We start from the raw sequence: 19107 nt of genomic DNA, 5'->3' as shown, positions 1-19107 counted from the left end.
ACTCCGCAGCCGGTAATTTTGGCGTCATGAAAATGTGTAGTTGTATTGTTGTTAAAAATCGTAATTACATATGCATTTCTGATATAACCATTCTCAATGTAAGTCTTTCCTGAAATATTGTTCGCTTACGTCGGCGGTGTTAGTATCGGGTAAATAGCCATTTAGACGGCTAAATACAACATCGCTAAACTAAGGAACTGCTATGTGGCAAGAAAGACTCGCGCAACTGGTCACCACCTGTCATTGGATCGGTGCGAAAGGTTGGGCGCCCGCTACCGGCGGCAATATGTCGGTGCGTCAGGATGAGACCTGGTGCTGGCTGAGCGAGTCGGGGCGCGATAAAGGTAGCCTGACGACGGAGGATTTCCTGCAGGTGGAGATCGCCAGCAATAAAGCGCCTTCCGGGCGTAAACCCTCAGCTGAAACCGGCCTGCATACCCTGGTGTATCGCCTGTTCCCGGAAGCGAATGTCGTACTGCATGTGCATACCGTCAACGCGACCGTGCTGTCGCGGATTGAAAAAAGCTCCACCCTGGCGCTACAGGGTTATGAGATGCAGAAAACCCTGACCGGCCAGCACAGCCATCTTGATACCGTGCCGGTCGCCATTTTTGATAATGACCAGGATATCGACGCCCTGGCGGCGCGCATTGAAGATTATGCGCAGACCCACCCGCTGCGCTACGGCTTCCTGCTGCGCGGCCACGGCTTGACCTGCTGGGGCAAAGATATTCCCGAAGCCCGTCGCCAGCTGGAAGGACTGGAGTTTCTTTTCGAATGCGAGCTGATGCGCCGCCGCTACGAGCGCGACTAAATTTCCCTCCATCAACGGGTCAGGCATGGATTTTTATCTCGGAATTGATATCGGCACTTCGCGCGTGAAGGCGGTGCTGTTTGATCAACATTTTCAGGCGTGCGCCAGCGCGGCGCAGAACACCGGCCCGCGCCTGTCGGCCAACGGTGAAGCCGAACAGGATATGGCCCAGCTGTGGCAGTCGGTGGTGGCGATTTTGCGCGATATCGCGCGGCATCCGGCGCTGCAAAACGGGCGTTTACGCGCCATTGGCCTCGCCGGGCAGGGGGAGGGCGTCTGGCTCTGCGACGCCGAGGGCGAACCGGTCGGGCCGGGTATCCTGTGGAGCGACACCCGCAGCCGGGAACTGATGAACGAACTCCTCAGCCGCCCCGGTTTTGACCGCCGTTTCTTTGACGATACCGGTACCCATCTTCAGCCCTGCAACACCAGCATGCAGCTGTGCTGGCTCAAGCATCATCAGCCGGAGCGGCTGGCGGCGGCCCGCTATCTGTTCTTCGCCAAGGATTGGATCCGCTTTCGCCTCACCGGCGTCGCGGCGCTGGATCTCACCGATGCCAGCACCTCTTTGCTGAATCAGCAGAGCGGGAAGCTATCCGCGGTGGTGCTCAACGAGATGGGGCTGGCAGATTTACAACCTCTGTTTCCGCCGCTGCTGGCGCCGGACGCGCAGGCTGGCGCGCTGTGTGAAGAGGTCGCGGCGCTGACCGGGCTTCCCGCTGCCACACCGGTAGCGGCCGGCGCGCTGGATGTCTGCAGCGCGGCGCTGGGCTGCGGCGCGGTCAATGATGGCGACATTTATACTATTCTCGGCACCACCTGCTGCACCGGCATCGTCTGTCACGGTCGCCAGACGGTCAATGAGGGGACGCGCTACGTTACCCACACCGAAGCGGGCAGCTTTATTAACCTTTTTCCGATGCAGGCCGGGACGCCGAACATCGACTGGCTCCAGCAGCAGATTTCGCTGGATCCGGATTTACAGCAGCTGGAACAGCATATCGCCAGCGTTGAACCGGGCAGCGGCGGCGTCTTCTGGCAGCCTTATCTCAACGGCGAACGCGCGCCGTTCTTCAGCCCCGAGGCGCGGGCAGGCTATTTCGGCATTAGCCAGCACACTACCCGCGCAGAGCTGCAGCGGGCGGTATTTGAAGGTCTGGCTTATGCTATCGTCGACTCGCTTCAGGGCTACCCGCAGGGCGGCGAACTGTACCTGACCGGCGGCGGCGCGGCTTCAGCGACCTGGTTGCAAATTATTGCCGACTGTACCGGCAGAACGGTGGTTTCCAGTACTTTCAACGAGCTTAGCGCGCGCGGTGCGGCGATTCTGGCGGCGCGCAGCGTTGATGCCCTCAGCCGCTATCCGGCGCTGGAGCAGACCCGCTATCGGCCCAATCCACAGGCGCACAGCCGCTACGTCGCGCTCTATCCGGTTTATCGCCTGCTACGCGAGCAGATGCTGCCGGTGTGGCACGCCCGCCGCGAGGCGCTTCAACGTATTTCTCAGGAACAACGCATATGAAAATTGTTTTTACCGCCGAACACGCCGGCGACCTCAGCGCTTTTCAGCAACTGGGCGAACTGCGGGTGGAAGGCTGGGCGCTGGGCAAGCCAAAGCTGAGCGCAGACCAATTGATCGAGCTGGCCCACGACGCCGAGGTGCTGGTGACCAGCTACGATGAGGTGACGGAAGCGGTGATCGCCGCCTGTCCGCGTCTGCAGGTGATCGCCTGCACGCGCGCCAATCCGGTGAACATCGATACCAAAGCCGCCCTGGCGCGCGGTATCCGCGTGCTCTATACGCCGGGTCGTAACGCGGACGCCGCCGCCGAGCTGACGCTGGGGCTGATGCTGAGCCTGGCGCGGCATATTCCGCAATCGCACGCGGCGCTGAAGCGCGGCGAATTCACCCACGCCGAAAACGCGGCGCAGGCCACCCAGAGCGGACTGCGCCGCGATGTGGTGTGGGACGTCAGTCCGCAAAGCCCTTACGAAGTGTTTAAAGGCAGCGAGCTGCGTAACAAAACCCTGGGGCTGATTGGCTACGGTAATATTGGCCGCCGCGTGGCGCGCATCGCTCGCGCCTTTGGCATGGCGGTGTTGGTGGTGGACCCGTTTGTCGCTGCCGAAGAGATTAACGAGCCGGGGCTGCAAAAAACGACCCTTGAGGGACTGTTCCGCGAGGCGGATATCGTAAGTCTGCATCTGAGCAGCGGCCCGCACAGCGATGGCCTGGTGAACGCGGCGTTGTTGAATAGCATGAAGCCGGGCGCGCTGCTGATTAATACCTCGCGCGCGGCGGTCGTGGATGAAGAGGCGCTGATTCACGCCCTGCGCCACGGCCCGCTGGGCGGCGCGGCGCTGGATGTCTACCATCGCGAGCCGCTGTGGCGCGATCATCCGTTTGTCACCGAGTTGAATAACGTCATTATCACCCCGCATATTGCCGGGGCGACGCGGGAGAGCATCGCTAAGCATACGGCGATGATTGCCGCCGACCTTCAGCGCTATGTCGCCGGCGAGCCGCTGCTCTATCAGTGGCGTTAACCGGCTTTTGCCGCCGCGCGATGCGGCGGCAAAGCTTGTTATCCGCGCCGGTTTGCCGCCATAAACTGCCGGGTATGCGGCCAGTCCACCACGCCGGCATCCGATCCCATGCCGGTCGCCACCAGCGCGGCGACGGCGGAAGCCACCTCGCATGCCTGTCTGACGCTTAGCCCGCGGGCCAGCGCGGCAATAAAGCCGCCGCAGTAGCTGTCGCCGCAGCCGGTGGTATCCACGGCATCGACCCGGTACGCCGGGATATGTTCAACGGCGCCGTCGCGGGTCAGCAGCCAGGAACCGTTCTCGCCGTCCTTCAAAATGCAGGTCCCGACGCCAAGGGCAAAAAAGAAGCGGGCGATCGCTTCCGGCTGGGTCTCCCCGGAGAGATACGCCGCTTCTTCAAGGGAGGGCATAAAGTAGTCCACCGACGGCAGCAGCGGGCGCAGCAGTTCCAGGGTATGTTCATTGGGGGCAATCAAATCGAAGCTGGTGGTGACGCCGCGAGCCTTCGCCGCTTGCAGCAGAAGGGCGCTCTGCCCGCGATCCATCGCCGCCAGCAGGCCAGTGCCGCCGTGGTGCAGGAAGCGGCAGTCGAGGACGGCATCAAACTCCTCTTCGCGGATAAAAAGCGTATCGGAAGCGCCCCGGCAGTGTAGCGCCGGGCGCTCGCCGTTGGGGCGGATAGGGAGGATCGTCGCCGACGTTTCCTGCTGCGCGGTACGCTGGACCAGAGAACAGTCGATTCCCAGCCGCGCATAGCTGGCGAGTATAAAATCGGCCTTTTCATCTTCGCCGAGGCAGGCCACCGCGGCGGTACGAATGCCCAGCTTAGCGGCATTAATATTGGCTCCGGCGGCGGTTCCGGCGGGGTTCAGACGAATTTGTTCGATAAAGGCCACCCCGCCGCGCGGCGGGATGTCGATCACCGGGCGACCGGCGATATCCAGAATAGTCAGGCCGACAAAGACGGCGTCAAAAGCTGCCATAGGTGCTCCGCTTAACGGTGGGTCTGGCGCAAACGCGCCTGCCAGAAGGAGAGGGCCAGCGCCACCACCAGGATTACGCCAACCAGCGCATCTTTCACCAGGTAGTTCAGCCCCATCAGGTTCAGGCCGTTATCAATAATGGCGAGGAACAGCACGCCGCCGAGGGTGCCGGCAATGCTGACCCGGCCCAGCCGGTTAAAGGCGGTGCCGATAAAGACCGCAGCGATGGCATCCATCAGGTAGGCCTGGCCGGCCAGCGGCGTAAACTGGCGCAGGTTGGCGGAGAGAATGACGCCGCCGACGGCGCACAGCGCGGAGGCCGCTACCAGCACCCACAGCATGGTCCGGCGGTCGCGGATCCCGGCGATACGCGCCGCTTCGCCGTTCTGACCGATAGCGCGCACGTACTTGCCGAACAGCGTGCGTTCGGTCAGCAGCCAGGCCGCCAACCACAGCGCCAGAACTATCACCACCGGCGTCGGAATTCCGGCGACGGTGCCGACGGCCAGATCGTGATACTCCGGCGCCATCCGGCGGTAGGAGATAGAGCCGCCGCCGTCGGTATAGATGCGCTCGGCGCTGCTGGCGATAAACCAGGTGCCGAGGGTGGCGAGGAACGGGCGAATCTGGCAGACAAGGATCAGGAAGGCGTTCAGCAGGCCGATAATCACCCCGCCGAGCAGCGCGCAGCCCACCGCCGCCTGCCACGGCAGGTGCCAGGTTTTCAGCGCCACCAGCGCAAAGGCGGCGCCGAAATCCAGCGCCACGCCGACGGAGAGGTCAATCGCTCCGGCGCTAACGATAAGGGTCATCGCCATCGCCACGATCAGCAGAATCGCGCTACCCTGCAGCAAATTGGCCCAGTTGTCGAAGGTCAGAAATACCGGGTTCGCCCAGCCGAACAGGGCAATCGCCAGCAGGGTAATGATGCCGAACCCTGCCCGTGATAGCCACGCCAGCGGGCTGCTGCCGGTTTGTCCCGTAGCGGGGGTCTTGAGCGTCATCTGGCTCATCAGTTGCCTCCTTTATGTCTGACCGCTGACGCCGCCAGCACCACGAGGATCAGGCCGCCTTTGATCGCGCCCATCCAGAAAATATTTACTCCCAGCAGGCCGAGCCCGTTAGAGAGCGCGTTGACCAGCAACGCGCCGAGCAGCGCTCCCCAGATGGTGACCACGCGACGCCGCGAGAACGCCGCGCCGATAAAAGTGGCAAGGACGGTTTCCAGCAGTAGCGGCGTCGCCGTGCCGCTCGAGCTGCCTGAGCCCTGGCTGAGCAGCGGTAAAATCGCCAGACCGGCGGCGAGGCCCGCCAGCAGCCAGACGAGAAGGGTTAAACGGCGAACGTTGAGCCCGCTCATCTGCGCCATATCGCGGTTACCGCCCACCGCCTGTAAATGCTGGCCGAAGCGGGAGTGGTGGAGCAAAAGCTGAAACAGCGCGAAGACCGCCAGCAGATAGAGAAGCGGCCAGGGAATGCCAAAGAGAGCGTTATCGCGAAAGGCCACCATCAGCGGGTCGCTTACCGCGATGCGTCGCTGGCCGGTCAGCAGGTCGGTCAGGCCGGTGAAGGCTACCGAGGTCGACAGGGTCGCCAGCAGCGGCGGCAGGCCTGCCGCCAGCACCAGCACGGCGTTGACCGCGCCGCAGGCCAGGCTCACGGCGACCAGCAGCAGAATCAGCGCCAGGTAAGGGGTGTTCCACTCCGCCATACCGAGGCTGAGTAACGCGACGCCGAGCACCGCGATGGCGGGCAGCGACAGATCGATACCGCCGGAAACCACGTCATCGCCGCCGACGGCAATCACGCAGACCAGGCCGAAACAGAGGATCGCCAGCGGCACGCTCTGCACCAGCATCATGCTGATATTCTGCCAGCTTAAAAAGAAAGGCGACTGCAGGCTGAGCCAGACCAGCAGCGCAAAAAAGAGAATCAGGGGGAATTTTTCGATAAGCGTCGTGATGCCCGGAAGGGGGCGGCGCTGAATATCTGCACTCATACCTGTTGTTCCTGTCCACCGTTAATCGTCACCAGCAGCGCGTCCAGCGTCAGCCCCCGGGTCGGGAGATTGGCCACCAGCTCGCCGCGCCACATCACCAGGATGCGGTCGCAAAGGCCGAGCAGCTCCGGCGCATCGCTGGATGAGACCAGCACGCCGCGACCGCGATCCGCCAGCTCGCGGGTGCGCTGATAAATATCGCTGCGCGCGCCGATATCCACCCCGAGAGTGGGTTCATCAAGAATAAAAAGCCGCGCATCGGTGCCGAGCCAGCGGGCAAGTATCGCCTTTTGCTGGTTGCCGCCGCTCATAAAGCGCACCGGCAGCTCCGGACGGCCAGGGCGGATGGAGAGCTGCTCAATCCAGCTGCGCGCTTTTGCCAGCGCCCGGCCGCGATGCTCCCAGCCGAAAGTGGCGGTCTCCGCTAGCGAGGCCAGATTGATATTGTCGGCGGTGGAGAAGGGGAGAATCAGCCCCTGATGGCGGCGGTCGCGCGGCACCAACGCCATCCCCGCTCGGGTGGCCTGATACGGCGTGCGCAGCCGCTTCGGCTGGCCGTCGATGCTTATTGTGCCGCTGCGCGCGCGGCGCAGCCCATAAAGCAGATCGACCAGTACGTCGCGCCCGGCGCCCAGCAGGCCAGCGACGCCGACGATCTCGCCCGGCTGAATATCAAAGGTAATATCATTCAGATGGACGCCGTCGCTGAGATGGCGAACCGAAAGAACCGGCGCGGCGGCATCTACCCGTTGAGCGCTGATCTGGCGCGGGGTATAGAGCTGTTCGATGTCGCGACCGACCATCATTTTAATCAGCGCGTCGGTGTCCTGCAGCAGCGCCCTGTCGGGATAGCCAACGACCTCGCCGTTACGCAGTACCGTGCCGCGATCGCAGAGGGCGGCGATTTCGTTGAGGTAGTGGGAAATATAGAGAATGCCGATCCCCTGCTCCCGCAGGCGCAAAATCGCTGAGGAAACCAGGCTGGCCTCCTGCGCTTCCAGCGGCGCGGTGGGTTCATCAAAGACCACCAGCTTTGCCGCGCCGTCAATCAGCGCCCTGGCGATCTGCACCAGCTTGCGTTCGGCGAGGCTGAGGTCGCGAATCAGGCGGCGGGGATTGATGTCCAGCTGCCAGCTGTCGCGGAAAAACGCTTCGGCGGCGGCATTCATCCGCCGCCGGTCCAGCGCGCCCCAGCGGGTGCGGTACTCCTGGCCGAGAAACACCGATTCCGCCACCGTAAAGTGGGGGATCAGATTGAGCTCCTGGTGAATGACGCGGATACCCAGCGCTTCAATCGCCGCTGGATTGCCAAGCGGCAGCGGCGCGCCGTCAAGGGTGGCGCTGCCGCTATCGGCCTGGTAGACCCCGGCGAGGATTTTTATCAGCGTCGATTTTCCCGCGCCGTTTTCGCCAATCAGACCGTGAATTTCACCGGGATTCAGAAGCAGCGTGACCGCATTTAATGCAGTCACGTTGGCAAAGCTTTTGCCGATCTGGTTCATCGCCAGACCAGCGGCGGGATTCGCCCCGCCGGAGGATTGAGTGATCACTGCAGTTCGCCATATCCCAGCTGTTTGTAGACCGCTTTCGCCTCCTGCGGGCCTTTCACCGGGACCACCGGGATAAAGGTTTGCAGCGGCAGCTTCTGTTTTTCGAAGTAGCGAGCGACGTTATCGGCTGAAGTCTGGCCGATCAGGTGCGGCTGCTGGGCGACGTTGGCGACAAGCGGGCTACCCGGCTCGGCCATGATCTCCAGCGTCTCCGGGCCAGCATCAATAGCGGTAACCTTGACGTCTTTATCGCGGCCGGTCTCTTCCAGAGCCTGGACAATACCGATAGCCGGCTGATCCCAGCAGGCAACGTGAATCGCATCGAGTTTGCCTTTCGGATACTGGCTCAGCAGTTCGAGGGTTTTCTTCCGCGCATCTTCCGGCGAGTTGGCGAACTGTTCGGCCAGCTCTGGCTGAATAATATGAATATCCGGGTAATCCTTAAGGACATATTTCCACTGGTCGTAACGAATCCCGCAAATACGCAGGGAACTGGAGAATGCGTTAAATACCGCCACGTTGCCTTTGCCGCCCAGTTCATCGGCCATATAGCGACCAATGGTTGACCCCAGCGTGTAGTTATCGGAGGTGGTGTTATTGACCGAGTATTTTGAGACATGGTCAACGGTAAATACCGGGATGCCGGCATCGCGCAGCGCTTTAAATTTAGGCTCAACGGAACTGTCGCCCAGAATGCTAATTACCGCATCAACTTTACGCGACAGTAAAATATCGTGGTTATTAGCATGAACCTGGTTATCGCGTCCGCCGTCGACGCCGATCGCTTTACCGCCCAGTTTCTCAACCTCTTCGCTGGCGCCTTTATAGGCTTCGCGATCCCAGAAGTGCTGCGTGCCGACGACGGCAATACCGATGGTTTTTCCCTGAAGCGATAAAGCCTCTGCTGCCAGAGCGTTAACGGAGGCAAGCGAGAGCAGGCCCAGCGCGATGGGCAATAATTTCTTTTTCTGCGACATTCTTATTATGGTCCTGTAATGGAGGTGGTTGTGCGGAGCAGTAGCATGACAACAACAACTACACAACCTCAAATACAAAATATGTCTAAGTTATATCAACAATGTTATATCGCAGATTTGCCTGAGGAAAACGTAAATTTGTCATCTGCAACCTGAAAATATTTCATGATGCAGTTTAATCCCTTTTTATTTTGTGGGCTTAATTTGCTTGCAACTCTTATTTATTCAAATAAAGATTGCTGCTTAATTAAAATTATTCTGTCGCTGTAATATATCGCATCCCGGAATAGCGTAGAACTATTCTGCGTGGAAAATCCTTTCTCAGCAGCAGATTGTATGGTGATACGTATTTTATTCCCAGGATTCGCACGCTTTATTATAGCGGCCGTTAGCAGGTGAGAAAAAACCGCATGAGAAAACAACATAATCTGACCGTAATGCACTGGGGAACCTGGCGAGTACAGGCCGGTGACGGCAAAATTGAGGCGGTGACGCCGGTGCCCTGGGATAAAAATCCCTCGCGCATTGGTCAGTCGCTCCCTGATGCGGTCACCAGCAAGACGCGCATTCGCCGTCCGGCGGTGCGCGCCGGCTACCTGCAAAATGGCCCGGCTTCCCGCGACGGGCGCGGTAAAGAGCCGTTTGTTGAGGTGAGCTGGGAAGTGGCGCTCGATCTGCTGGCCCGCGAGCTGCAGTCGGTCAAAGCGCGCTGCGGTAATGAGGCGATTTTCGGCGGTTCCTATGGCTGGGCCAGCGCCGGCCGTTTTCACCACGCGCAAAGCCAGCTGCACCGGTTCCTCAAATGCTTTGGCGGTTATACCGCCAGCACTAATACCTACAGCAGCGCGGCGGGGGAGCGTATCCTGCCGCATATTCTCGGGCCGCTGAGCCCGCTGCACCGTCAGCATACCCATTTTTCCGAGCTGGCGCGGGAGTGCCAGCTGTTCGTCGCATTCGGCGGCCTGCCGCTGCGTAATGCGCAGGTCAACGGCGGCGGCGCCAACGACCATATGCTGAAATACTGGCTGGAAAAGATGCAGGCGCAGGGGACACGCTTTATCAATATTAGTCCGGTGCGCAACGATCTGAGCGCCGTGGAGAGCGCCGAGTGGCTCGCCGTCCGTCCCGGAACCGATACCGCGCTGCTGCTGGCGCTGTGTTACGTGCTGATTAATGAATCCCTCTACGACAGCGGTTTTATCGCCAGCCATACCGTGGGTTTCGCACCTTACCGCGCCTACCTGATGGGGGGGAGCGATGGCGTCGCAAAAACGCCGGAGTGGGCGGCGGCGATAACCGGTATTGACGCGCAGCGGATTGTCGCGCTGGCGCGTGAGATGGCCAGCCAGCGTACGATGGTCAATATCTCCTGGTCGATTCAGCGGGCGCGCCAGGGCGAGCAGGCCTACTGGGCGACGGTGGCGCTCACCGCGCTGCTGGGGCAAATCGGTACGCCGGGCGGCGGGCTGGGATTTGGCTATGCCTGCACCAATCTGGCGGGGGCGGGGCGTAAGGCCTTTTCCGGGCCGCGCCTTCCCGCCGGGGAGAACGCGGTGAACCAGGTGATTCCGGTGGCGCGCCTCTCCGATATGCTGCTGCATCCGGGCGAAGCGTATGAGTTTGACGGCCAGCATCTGCGCTATCCCGACATCCGCCTCGTCTACTGGGCCGGCGGCAACGCGTTTCATCATCATCAGGATATTAACCGCCTGTGCGAAGCCTGGCGGCGACCAGAAACGGTGGTGGTGCACGAACAGTACTGGACCGCGCAGGCTAAATTTTCCGATATCGTCCTGCCGGTCACCACGTCGCTGGAGCGGGAAGATATTGGCAGCGGCGGTCACGACGGTTTTATGATCGCCATGAGCGCACAGATCCCGCCGGTGGGCGACGCGCGTGATGATTACGCCATCTTTTGCGATCTTGCCGAACGGCTGGGCTGCGGCGAACGTTTTAGCGAGGGGCGCGATGCCGGGCAGTGGCTGAGGGAGATTTACGAAGCCTCGCGACCGCGCGCGCAGGAAGAGGGGATTACGCTGCCGTCATTTGAGGCGTTCTGGCAGCAGGGAGTGCTGGAGTACAGCGCGCCTGAGCAGCCGCAGGTTTTTCTGGCGGATTTTCGCGCCGACCCGCAGCGCTATCCGCTCTCTACGCCTTCCGGCAAGATTGAGCTCTTTTCAGAAACCATTGCCGGCTTTGGCTATCGCGAGTGCCCGGGCCATCCGTGGTGGGATGAGCAGGAAGCGGCCTGGCGGCGGCAGGAAGCTGCGCGCTGGCCGCTGCATCTGCTCTCCAGCCAGCCGCGTACCCGCCTGCACAGCCAGTACGATCACGGAAGCGTCAGCCGGGCGACGAAAATTCAGGGACGCGAGCCGCTGTGGATGCATCCGCAGGATGCACAGGCGCGGGACATCAGCGAAGGCAGCGTGGTCAAGGTCTTTAACGCGCGCGGAGCGATTCTCGCCGGCGTCCATCTCAGCGAGCAGATTTTGCCGGGAGTGGTGCAGATGTCGACCGGGGCCTGGTACGATCCGCTGGACCCGAATGAAAAAGGCTCGCTGGATAAGCACGGCAATCCCAACGTGTTAACCGAGGATCGCGGCAGCTCGCGCCTGGGGCAGGGCTGTAGCGCTCAAAGCTGCTGGGTGGAGATCGAACCGTGGCGGGACGCGCTGCCGCCGGTAACCGCTTTCGATCCGCCGAGGTTTATTGAGGGTTAGGCGCCCGGTAATACCCGGCTTACGGAATCAAAGCCCTCCGCGGGCGGATAGCCCGAACAGATGCGCAGCATCGCCTCCGGGAAAATCAGCCACGCTGCGTTCTGCTCCCGGGGGCGGCGCAGGGCGCCTGCCCGGGCTACATGTTCACAGTTGTCTGCAGATCGGTAGCCCGGATAGGGCGCGTTACGCCAGCCGCGGGTAGGCGCTGGCAATATCGTCGCCGGTAAACCGGGCAATCCAGCCTTCCGGATTATCGAAGATACGGATGGCGGTGAAGTTGGGTTCCGAGCCCATATCAAACCAGTGCGGCGTGTGCGCCGGGACCGAAATCAGGTCGTTCTTTTCACACAGAACCTGGAACACCTCGTCGCCAATATGCAGGCAAAACAGACCGGCGCCCTCGACGAAGAAACGCACTTCGTCTTCTCCGTGGGTATGCTCATTGAGAAACTTCTCCCGCAGCGCCTCTTTCTGCGGATTATCGGCGCGCAGGCTAATCACATCCCAGCTCTGATAGCCCTTTTCTGCAACCAGCTTATCAATCGCGTGCTGATAGGCGGCAATGACCGCTTCAGACGTTGGCGCCGCGCCTAAATCGCGGTCGGCCTGCCAGCGCTCAAAACGCACGCCTTTAGCGTTGAGCTGCTGCTGGATCTCTTCGGCGTTAGTACTGTGCCAGAGAGAGTTTTGCGGGTCGTTTACGGAAAATATGGTTAATGCGCTCATGCTGGGATCTGCTCCGGGTGAATATCGTCGAAACGCTGAACCTGCGGATGATGGCTGGCCGGGTCGCGGTCGCCGCGTACCAGCTGCAGGGTACGGAAACCGGCCTCTTCAGCGGCATCCAGCTCCTGATGGATATCGGACAAAAACAGGATGGCGGCAGGAGGCTGCCCCAGTTGTTCAGCAATATTGCGGTAGGACTGTACTTCACGCTTGGCCCCTACCAGGGTGTCAAAATAGCCGTTGAACAGATGAGTAATATCACCTTCATCGCTGTAGCCAAATAACAATTTCTGCGCAGCGACAGAGCCTGAGGAATATACATATAAATCAATACCCTGTGACTTCCATTTTTCCAGTGCCGGCAAAACGTCCGGATAGAGATGGCCGGTGAAGTCGCCGTTGACGTAGCCTTCGCGCCAGATAATCCCCTGGAGCGCCTTGAGGGCGGTGGATTTGCGGTCTTCATCCATAAACGTGAACAGGGTAGCAATAAGCTGTTCGGCGCCAGCCGCCGGCTGGGCGATCTCCTGGCGCAGGTTATCGAGAATGGTCTTGACCGGCTCGCCAAACTGCTGAGCGGTCACAAAACCAGCCAGACGTTCGCGGGCGTACGGGAACAGGACGTTGTGGACGAAGCGTATGTCGCTGGTGGTGCCTTCAATATCGGTCACGATAGCGCGGATCATGAGTTCTCCAGAGTGAGCGGTGGGTCGTGCTGACGGTGGCGTTGTGTTGAGAGCTGTTATTAAAGCCTAAGCGAAATAACATTATCATTTAGACGTCTAAGCGTCTTGATTGCCAAATATTAACATCGTGTTATAGTGGCTTCAACAACAGCATCACAGACGGTACAAAAAGAATGAGCAATAAGCCACTGATTCCTGAGAGTAAACTCCCTTCACTGGGCACCACTATCTTTAGCCAGATGAGCGCCCTGGCCCAGCAGCATCAGGCGATTAATCTGTCGCAGGGTTTTCCGGATTTCGATGGCCCGCGCTATCTGCAGGAGCGTCTGGCGTATCACGTCGCGCAGGGGGCCAATCAGTACGCGCCGATGACCGGCGTCGCCGCGCTACGCGAAGCGATTGTCAATAAAACCGAAGAGCTGTTCGGCTATCGCCCCGATGCCAATAGCGACGTAACCGTCACCGCCGGGGCGACGGAAGCGCTGTATGCGGCGATTACCGCGCTGGTCCGTTCCGGCGACGAAGTCATTTGCTTTGACCCCAGCTACGATAGCTATGCCCCGGCGGTTGAGCTGTCGGGCGGCGTGCTGAAGCGCATTGCTCTACAGCCGCCTTATTTTCGCGTTGACTGGCAGCAGTTCGCCGCTACCCTCAGCGACAAAACTCGTCTGGTTATTCTCAATACGCCGCACAACCCGTCAGCGACGGTGTGGCAGCGTGAAGATTTTGCCGCGCTGTGGCAGGCGATTGCCGATCGCGAAATCTACGTACTTAGCGATGAAGTTTATGAACATATCTGCTTTGCTGCCGAAGGGCATGCCAGCGTGCTGGCGCATCCGCAGCTGCGCGAGCGCGCGGTGGCGGTCTCTTCATTCGGTAAAACGTTTCATATGACCGGCTGGAAGGTGGGGTACTGCGTGGCGCCTGCCGCTATCAGCGCTGAGCTGCGTAAAGTGCATCAGTATCTGACCTTCGCCGTCAACACCCCCGCTCAGCTGGCGATCGCCGATATGCTGCGCAGCGAGCCGGAGCATTATCGCCAGCTGCCGACGTTTTACCGCGAGCGTCGGGACCTGTTTATTGATGCGCTGCGTTCCAGCCGTCTGGAAATTTTGCCCTGCGAAGGGACCTACTTCCTGCTGGCGGACTACAGCGCAGTCTCCGATCTGGATGACGTCAACTTCTGCCGCTGGCTCACCACCGAGATCGGCGTCGCGGCGATCCCGCTGTCGGTGTTTTGTGCCGATCCGTTCTCGCATAAGCTGATACGCCTGTGCTTCGCCAAACAGCCAGCCACGCTGCTGGCTGCTGCGGAACGCCTGTGCCGTCTGTAGTTATTTAACGGTCCACGCCTGAGAAAATTGACGGTCGCCGAACATCTCCACCAGACCGTTGATTTGCTTCAGGCGTAATACTTCGTCGGCGTCCATCCCTAACTCTTTGCCGATTTTCTCATCGGTCCAGCCGAGACGCGCCAGTTCCTGAACGATTTCCGACATCGCATGAATCTGGTGACGCCCGCGCGCCCGGTTATGGCGGATGGTGGCGGCCATCAGTGAATCACGCCTGGCGCTGCTCCTTTCCAGACAGGTGACGGGGAGATAGCCTTTCAGCCGTTTTTTCAGCGCCGCTTTGCCGTTGGCCAGTTCATGACGATGAAAACCATCGACAATCGAATAGCGCTCCCGCCCCTGTTTCAGCACCACGATAGGCTGGGTGAAGCCATCCGTCTCCAGCGAGGTGAACAACAGGCGTTTTTCCGGTGGTGCAAGGTTATTTGGGTTGTAATCATTAGGCGAAACGGCTTCCTGTTTTACCCACAGTACGCAATCAACCGGTTGGGATTTGAAGGGGCTATATTCATGCAGAATCTGGCGAAAGGCGTTAAGCGCAGTAATCTTTTCTTCTTCATTTTCCAGCGATTGCAGATAGCGTTCTATTTCCTGGATTAATTGTCGTTGCATAGTATTCCCCATTGCTGGCGCTTTTTATTCATCCGCTCGCGATAGCGTTTATATTGAGTCGCTTTGGTTGGGCTGAAAGAGAGCTGGCGGCACCAGTAATCATTGTTTAACAGCACTTTACAGATGCGCCGCCAGGACGGGACGTCTTTGGAGCCAATATCCGCCGGCTGGGTGTCCGGAATATCCAGCATGCCCTTTTTTTGATACCAGTGGAGATAGACGGCGATTTTATTGCGGTAATGCTCCGCCGTTTTCTCCGGCATGCTGTCGAGTAAAAACAGGGCGTAGCTTTTCCACGTATGATGTTCGGGTTTATCCAGCTTTCGATGGCCGTAGAACTGATTGTCGTGACCGGCGTAAACCCCGCCGCAGTGAACGCCGCTGACGCGCTGGCACATGGCGGCCCAGCGTTCAGGCTCCAGGACGTGGTAGAGCCACAGACCCTGGCGCTGCTCCGGGCCAAAGGGTTCGCAGATGCGCATATAACGCAGCGGTACCCCCGCCTGATACATCAGGTTATAGAGCGGGTTATAGGAAAGACCGCTTTTGCCGAACCAGGTCCAGATATCGGCGGTTTTCCAGTCATAGATGGGATAGATATACCAGGCGTGTCCGCCCGGCGCCGACGTGGTCCAGGGTTTGTCGTCGGCAAAGCGCAGTTTGCGCTGCGAGGAGATGGTGATAAACCGGTTAAGCGATTCATCGGCGCGGATGCCGACCATTACCGCGGCCGGACGATTTTGCGAGAACCAATCGGCGAATTCGCGGACGAAGGTTTCAAAACTCATTCCGGGTTGATAAAACGAGAAATAGTCGGGATCGGTGATGGCATCCTCCGGCGGCTGGCGCACCCAGGGCGCGCCGGGTTCCCAGCACTGCCACTCCGGCGTGAACTGGGTTAGCGAGTTCTGGGTGGTGAGAGGTAGCGCCACCCAGAAAAATTGCTCAATAACGTCGCGATACTCCTCGCGCATCTTTTCGCAATGAGCAATGGTGCAGGAGAACTGCGCTTCCCAGTCAATAAACAGGACGCAAATCTTTTTACCGGCCTGGCGGGCATGCTGCGCCGTGAGATGCAGCATGGTTGTTGAATCTTTACCGCCAGAAAAAGAGACGCAAACGCGGGAGAAGTTTTCCATAACCCACTCTATTCTTTGCTGACTGGCTTGCAGAACAGATTCTGGTAATGGAATTTTAATAAAAGACACAGCCATTATTCCTTTAATGCCAAAGAGACTGTGTACTTATATCATATTCGTTTCTTAATCAAGAGATTAGTTATCATTCACCAATTCAATGAAATCACTTTAACTATTCAATAATATTATTTCTTTCACACTCTTCGATAAAATTTGCGAAGTTGGGGTCGTCAAGATTCACCCGGTTGTAAATCATATAAATATTGATAGATGGAATTTTGAAGGGAGTCTCAATGATCCTGAATTTATTCTGAAAGCTAATGTGTTCTAAAATACATGTCGGAACGAAACCAATTATATCCGTTTGTTGAATAACATTAAGAATGGCTATGTATGAATCGCTGCTGAAAGAGATTTTTCTGTCAGAAAGCATACCTGCAGTTTGACTCTGAAAGGATTTTGTACCCTGATCGTTACAAATATAATAGGTGAAACGCTCCTGCATTATGGCTTTTGTCGTCGTTAGCGACGCCAGTCGCGGATGGTTTTCATTACACACTAATGAAATGTCCAGCTCCTGGATGCGTTTACAGACGGTCGCTCGTGATGACAGCGCCGTGGTGCTAAATATCAGATCGGCCTTCCGGTAGGATAACAAACTTTCTATCGATTCACCTGAAGCGAGCAGATCATGATGTTCAACCTGCAGATTTGAATCATCTAATAACATATGAATCAGGCTGGTGGTTTTGGGCGTTATAAAAAGCTGCGGCGCATAGACAACGAGGCGTTTCCTTAATTCAGAACGATTGGTGAGATTGATGGTTTGTTCTAACTGATTAAGGTTATTTTCCAGGTGGTGATGCAAATTAACGCCGACGGTAGTTGGGGTAATCCCTTTACCTGAACGCACGAATAGCGGATCGTTGAGCTGGTTGCGTAGCCGCTGAAGCGACTGGCTTACCGCAGACGGCGTAATAAATAGCGTTTCTGCAGCCTTACTGATACTTAAATGCTGGTAAATACATTCGAAAATAACGAGTAGGTTCAGATCGAACTTCTTGAGATCGTAAAGATTAGCCATTTTCAACGTCCTGTTAAGCTGGCGAGTAGAAAAAGAGGTTATTATATGTCTGCATTATATACATTACGTGATTATTCATTTTTTATTATTAATTGCTAATGCCTTATTAAGTTTATCTAAATATATACTACAGCGGCGCATTCCGCCAGATCCTTTTGTGTACTGCTAAACCCGGCGGAGGAGTTAGTTTATAAATGCTTATCTTGCCCCCATCATAATCTGTAGTTTTTCTTTATCTGGAAGCCCGATCGCTTGTTGCAGCATATTTTCTTTATTCATGTAATAAATAGCAGGGGTGACGCTGGCGCCGAGTTCGTCCATCAGCTGTTGGTTGAAATTAAGTATCTTCATTTGCTCTGGCTGAATACTGGTGGGAATATTTAGCGCTGTTTTGCCACCAGACTGCTCATAGTGATGCCAGGTTTTCGCCGGGTCTTTGCTGGCCAGGATGGCCGCCGCGACTGCGGGACTTTCCGGTTTTATGACGCCAACCAGCAGGGTGCGCAGCTGAACTTTCCCTGATTCTACCCACGGACGAGCCTGTTGCCAGAACTGTTGGCAGTAGGGGCAGAAGGGATCGGCAAAAACGTACAGAATCGTCGGCGCGTTTTCGTTACCGTCAAGCAGCCAGCGAGCGCTTTCCAGCTTTTTCCACATCTCCTGGCCCGCGGGGGTATAGAGCTCTTGCTGGAAGAGTTGTTCACTAAGATTAGTACCGCTTTCGTCGTACATATAGCCCGAGATGGCGTGTTTGCCGTCCGGCGTGAGGTAGATGGCGACGCCCATATCCTGATACTTCCCTAACCAGCCTTTCATCCCTCCGGGCGCCTCGAAGGGTTTAATAATGGTAATTCCCTGTTTTTCTATCGCTTTTACGGGGGCGGGAAGCTCCTCTGCAGAGCAGTAAAAAGGTAATAAGCTCAGAAAGAACAGTCGTTTTAACATAATTATGCCTTGTAAAATCAAAGAGAAGAGTAAGTGTAGCGGTAAAACCTATTACAGCCATAGGTAAGACCTGCGGCCGGGCGGATTGCCCTTTCGTTCTGTGGGTGATGTAATCCCTGAGCTGTTACATTAAGGTGTAGAGCGCAACACATTGCCAGCTACTGGCGCTGAACCTACCTGCGGGTGTTTCAGGTAACGGGGCCGCCTGCGAGGGCGGCCTTTTTACTTTTCAGCGCATATAATGCGAAACGCGACAGAAGTTTGCCATCGCGTTGACAGGTTCACAAAGTTGTCTTGTTCCGGTTGTTAGATAACGCTTATTGATTCGATAATGCAAACGCATTGGTCGAGTCAGGAAAAATTCGTTAACTTAGACCTCAACGAAAACACGGAGGAAGTATAGATGTCCTTAATTAATACCAAAATCAAACCTTTTAAAAACCAGGCATTCAAAAACGGTGAATTCATCGAAGTAACCGAGAAAGATACTGAAGGCCGCTGGAGCGTCTTCTTCTTCTACCCGGCTGACTTCACCTTCGTTTGCCCGACTGAACTGGGCGACGTGGCAGATCATTATGAAGAACTGCAGAAGCTGGGCGTAGACGTTTACTCCGTCTCTACCGACACCCACTTCACCCACAAAGCGTGGCACAGCAGCTCTGAAACCATCGCTAAAATCAAATATGCGATGATTGGCGACCCGACTGGCGCCCTGACCCGTAACTTCGACAACATGCGTGAAGATGAAGGTCTGGCAGATCGTGCAACCTTCGTTGTTGACCCGCAGGGTATCATCCAGGCTATCGAAGTTACCGCTGAAGGTATCGGCCGCGACGCGTCTGACCTGCTGCGTAAAATCAAAGCAGCTCAGTACGTAGCTTCTCACCCAGGCGAAGTTTGCCCGGCTAAATGGAAAGAAGGTGAAGCGACTCTGGCTCCGTCTCTGGACCTGGTCGGCAAAATCTAAATTTCC

The 19107-nt window shown here is 57.6% G+C and carries 17 protein-coding genes; 6 read left to right on the top strand and 11 right to left on the bottom strand.

The annotated features are described in order from the left end of the window. Positions 1-202 precede the first annotated feature (202 nt). From K2184_RS25590 to K2184_RS25580, 3 genes are read left to right on the top strand one after another with little or no spacing between them, the layout of a single operon-like run. Positions 203-814, top strand: coding sequence for a methylthioribulose 1-phosphate dehydratase (locus K2184_RS25590; RefSeq protein WP_064370975.1), 612 nt, complete (start codon positions 203-205; stop codon positions 812-814). A 25-nt stretch (positions 815-839) separates the two neighbouring features. Next, positions 840-2336 (top strand): FGGY-family carbohydrate kinase, encoded by a 1497-nt coding sequence (locus K2184_RS25585; RefSeq protein ID WP_023320552.1) that lies wholly within the window; start codon positions 840-842, stop codon positions 2334-2336. Continuing rightward, positions 2333-3361, top strand: coding sequence for a 2-hydroxyacid dehydrogenase (locus K2184_RS25580; protein ID WP_004100117.1), 1029 nt, complete (start codon positions 2333-2335; stop codon positions 3359-3361). The genes K2184_RS25585 and K2184_RS25580 overlap by 4 nt, the downstream gene beginning before the upstream one ends. A 38-nt stretch (positions 3362-3399) precedes the next feature. Here the strand turns inward: K2184_RS25580 and K2184_RS25575 are convergent, their stop codons facing one another. Genes K2184_RS25575 through K2184_RS25555 form a run of 5 tightly spaced genes read right to left on the bottom strand, consistent with a single transcriptional unit; the run spans position 3400 to position 8870 of the window. Then, complete coding sequence (locus tag K2184_RS25575) at positions 3400-4344, bottom strand: carbohydrate kinase family protein (protein ID WP_163525209.1); 945 nt, start codon at positions 4342-4344, stop codon at positions 3400-3402. 11 nt (positions 4345-4355) lie between these two features. Continuing rightward, entirely contained in the window at positions 4356-5357 is a 1002-nt protein-coding gene (locus K2184_RS25570) for an ABC transporter permease (protein ID WP_004100121.1), read from the bottom strand. Further along, entirely contained in the window at positions 5357-6343 is a 987-nt protein-coding gene (locus tag K2184_RS25565; RefSeq protein WP_024273907.1) for an ABC transporter permease, read from the bottom strand. The genes K2184_RS25570 and K2184_RS25565 overlap by 1 nt, the downstream gene beginning before the upstream one ends. Continuing rightward, positions 6340-7845, bottom strand: coding sequence for a sugar ABC transporter ATP-binding protein (locus K2184_RS25560; RefSeq protein WP_163525230.1), 1506 nt, complete (start codon positions 7843-7845; stop codon positions 6340-6342). The genes K2184_RS25565 and K2184_RS25560 overlap by 4 nt, the downstream gene beginning before the upstream one ends. A 44-nt stretch (positions 7846-7889) precedes the next feature. Then, on the bottom strand, positions 7890-8870 hold the full coding sequence (locus K2184_RS25555; RefSeq protein ID WP_004111301.1) for a sugar ABC transporter substrate-binding protein: 981 nt from the start codon (positions 8868-8870) through the stop codon (positions 7890-7892). A 410-nt stretch (positions 8871-9280) separates the two neighbouring features. On the opposite strand from K2184_RS25555, the gene K2184_RS25550 reads away from it, so the two are divergent. Further along, positions 9281-11590 (top strand): molybdopterin-dependent oxidoreductase, encoded by a 2310-nt coding sequence (locus K2184_RS25550; RefSeq protein ID WP_023329439.1) that lies wholly within the window; start codon positions 9281-9283, stop codon positions 11588-11590. Between the two features lie 183 nt (positions 11591-11773). Here the strand turns inward: K2184_RS25550 and K2184_RS25545 are convergent, their stop codons facing one another. Beyond that, complete coding sequence (locus K2184_RS25545; RefSeq protein WP_004111302.1) at positions 11774-12316, bottom strand: 1,2-dihydroxy-3-keto-5-methylthiopentene dioxygenase; 543 nt, start codon at positions 12314-12316, stop codon at positions 11774-11776. Continuing rightward, positions 12313-13002, bottom strand: coding sequence for an acireductone synthase (gene mtnC / locus K2184_RS25540; protein WP_004100131.1), 690 nt, complete (start codon positions 13000-13002; stop codon positions 12313-12315). Before mtnC ends, K2184_RS25545 begins: the two co-directional genes overlap by 4 nt. A 188-nt stretch (positions 13003-13190) precedes the next feature. Here mtnC and K2184_RS25535 point away from each other — a divergent pair, with 188 nt between their 5' ends. Continuing rightward, complete coding sequence (locus K2184_RS25535; RefSeq protein ID WP_162556692.1) at positions 13191-14336, top strand: pyridoxal phosphate-dependent aminotransferase; 1146 nt, start codon at positions 13191-13193, stop codon at positions 14334-14336. Here the strand turns inward: K2184_RS25535 and K2184_RS25530 are convergent, their stop codons facing one another. The 4 genes from K2184_RS25530 to dsbG form a co-directional block, all read right to left on the bottom strand. Further along, entirely contained in the window at positions 14337-14966 is a 630-nt protein-coding gene (locus tag K2184_RS25530; RefSeq protein ID WP_004100133.1) for an IbrB-like domain-containing protein, read from the bottom strand. It abuts the gene before it with no gap. After that, positions 14951-16174: a phosphoadenosine phosphosulfate reductase gene (locus tag K2184_RS25525; protein WP_024273911.1), complete on the bottom strand. Its 1224-nt coding sequence runs from the start codon at positions 16172-16174 to the stop codon at positions 14951-14953. The genes K2184_RS25530 and K2184_RS25525 overlap by 16 nt, the downstream gene beginning before the upstream one ends. 103 nt (positions 16175-16277) lie before the next feature. Beyond that, positions 16278-17189, bottom strand: a complete 912-nt coding sequence (gene citR / locus K2184_RS25520) for a DNA-binding transcriptional repressor CitR (RefSeq protein WP_004100136.1) — start codon at positions 17187-17189, stop codon at positions 16278-16280. A gap of 198 nt (positions 17190-17387) precedes the next feature. Continuing rightward, on the bottom strand, positions 17388-18134 hold the full coding sequence (dsbG, locus tag K2184_RS25515) for a thiol:disulfide interchange protein DsbG (protein WP_049594329.1): 747 nt from the start codon (positions 18132-18134) through the stop codon (positions 17388-17390). A 403-nt stretch (positions 18135-18537) separates the two neighbouring features. Between dsbG and ahpC the strand changes: the two genes are divergently transcribed. Beyond that, positions 18538-19101 carry an alkyl hydroperoxide reductase subunit C gene (gene ahpC, locus K2184_RS25510; RefSeq protein WP_002894394.1) on the top strand — a complete coding sequence of 188 codons (564 nt, stop codon included), beginning with the start codon at positions 18538-18540 and terminating at the stop codon, positions 19099-19101. Positions 19102-19107 lie beyond the last annotated feature (6 nt).

This window comes from Klebsiella sp. K5-306 (assembly GCF_051835185.1).
GTDB lineage: Bacteria > Pseudomonadota > Gammaproteobacteria > Enterobacterales > Enterobacteriaceae > Klebsiella > Klebsiella oxytoca.
This window is presented reverse-complemented; position numbering and strand designations above follow the sequence as displayed.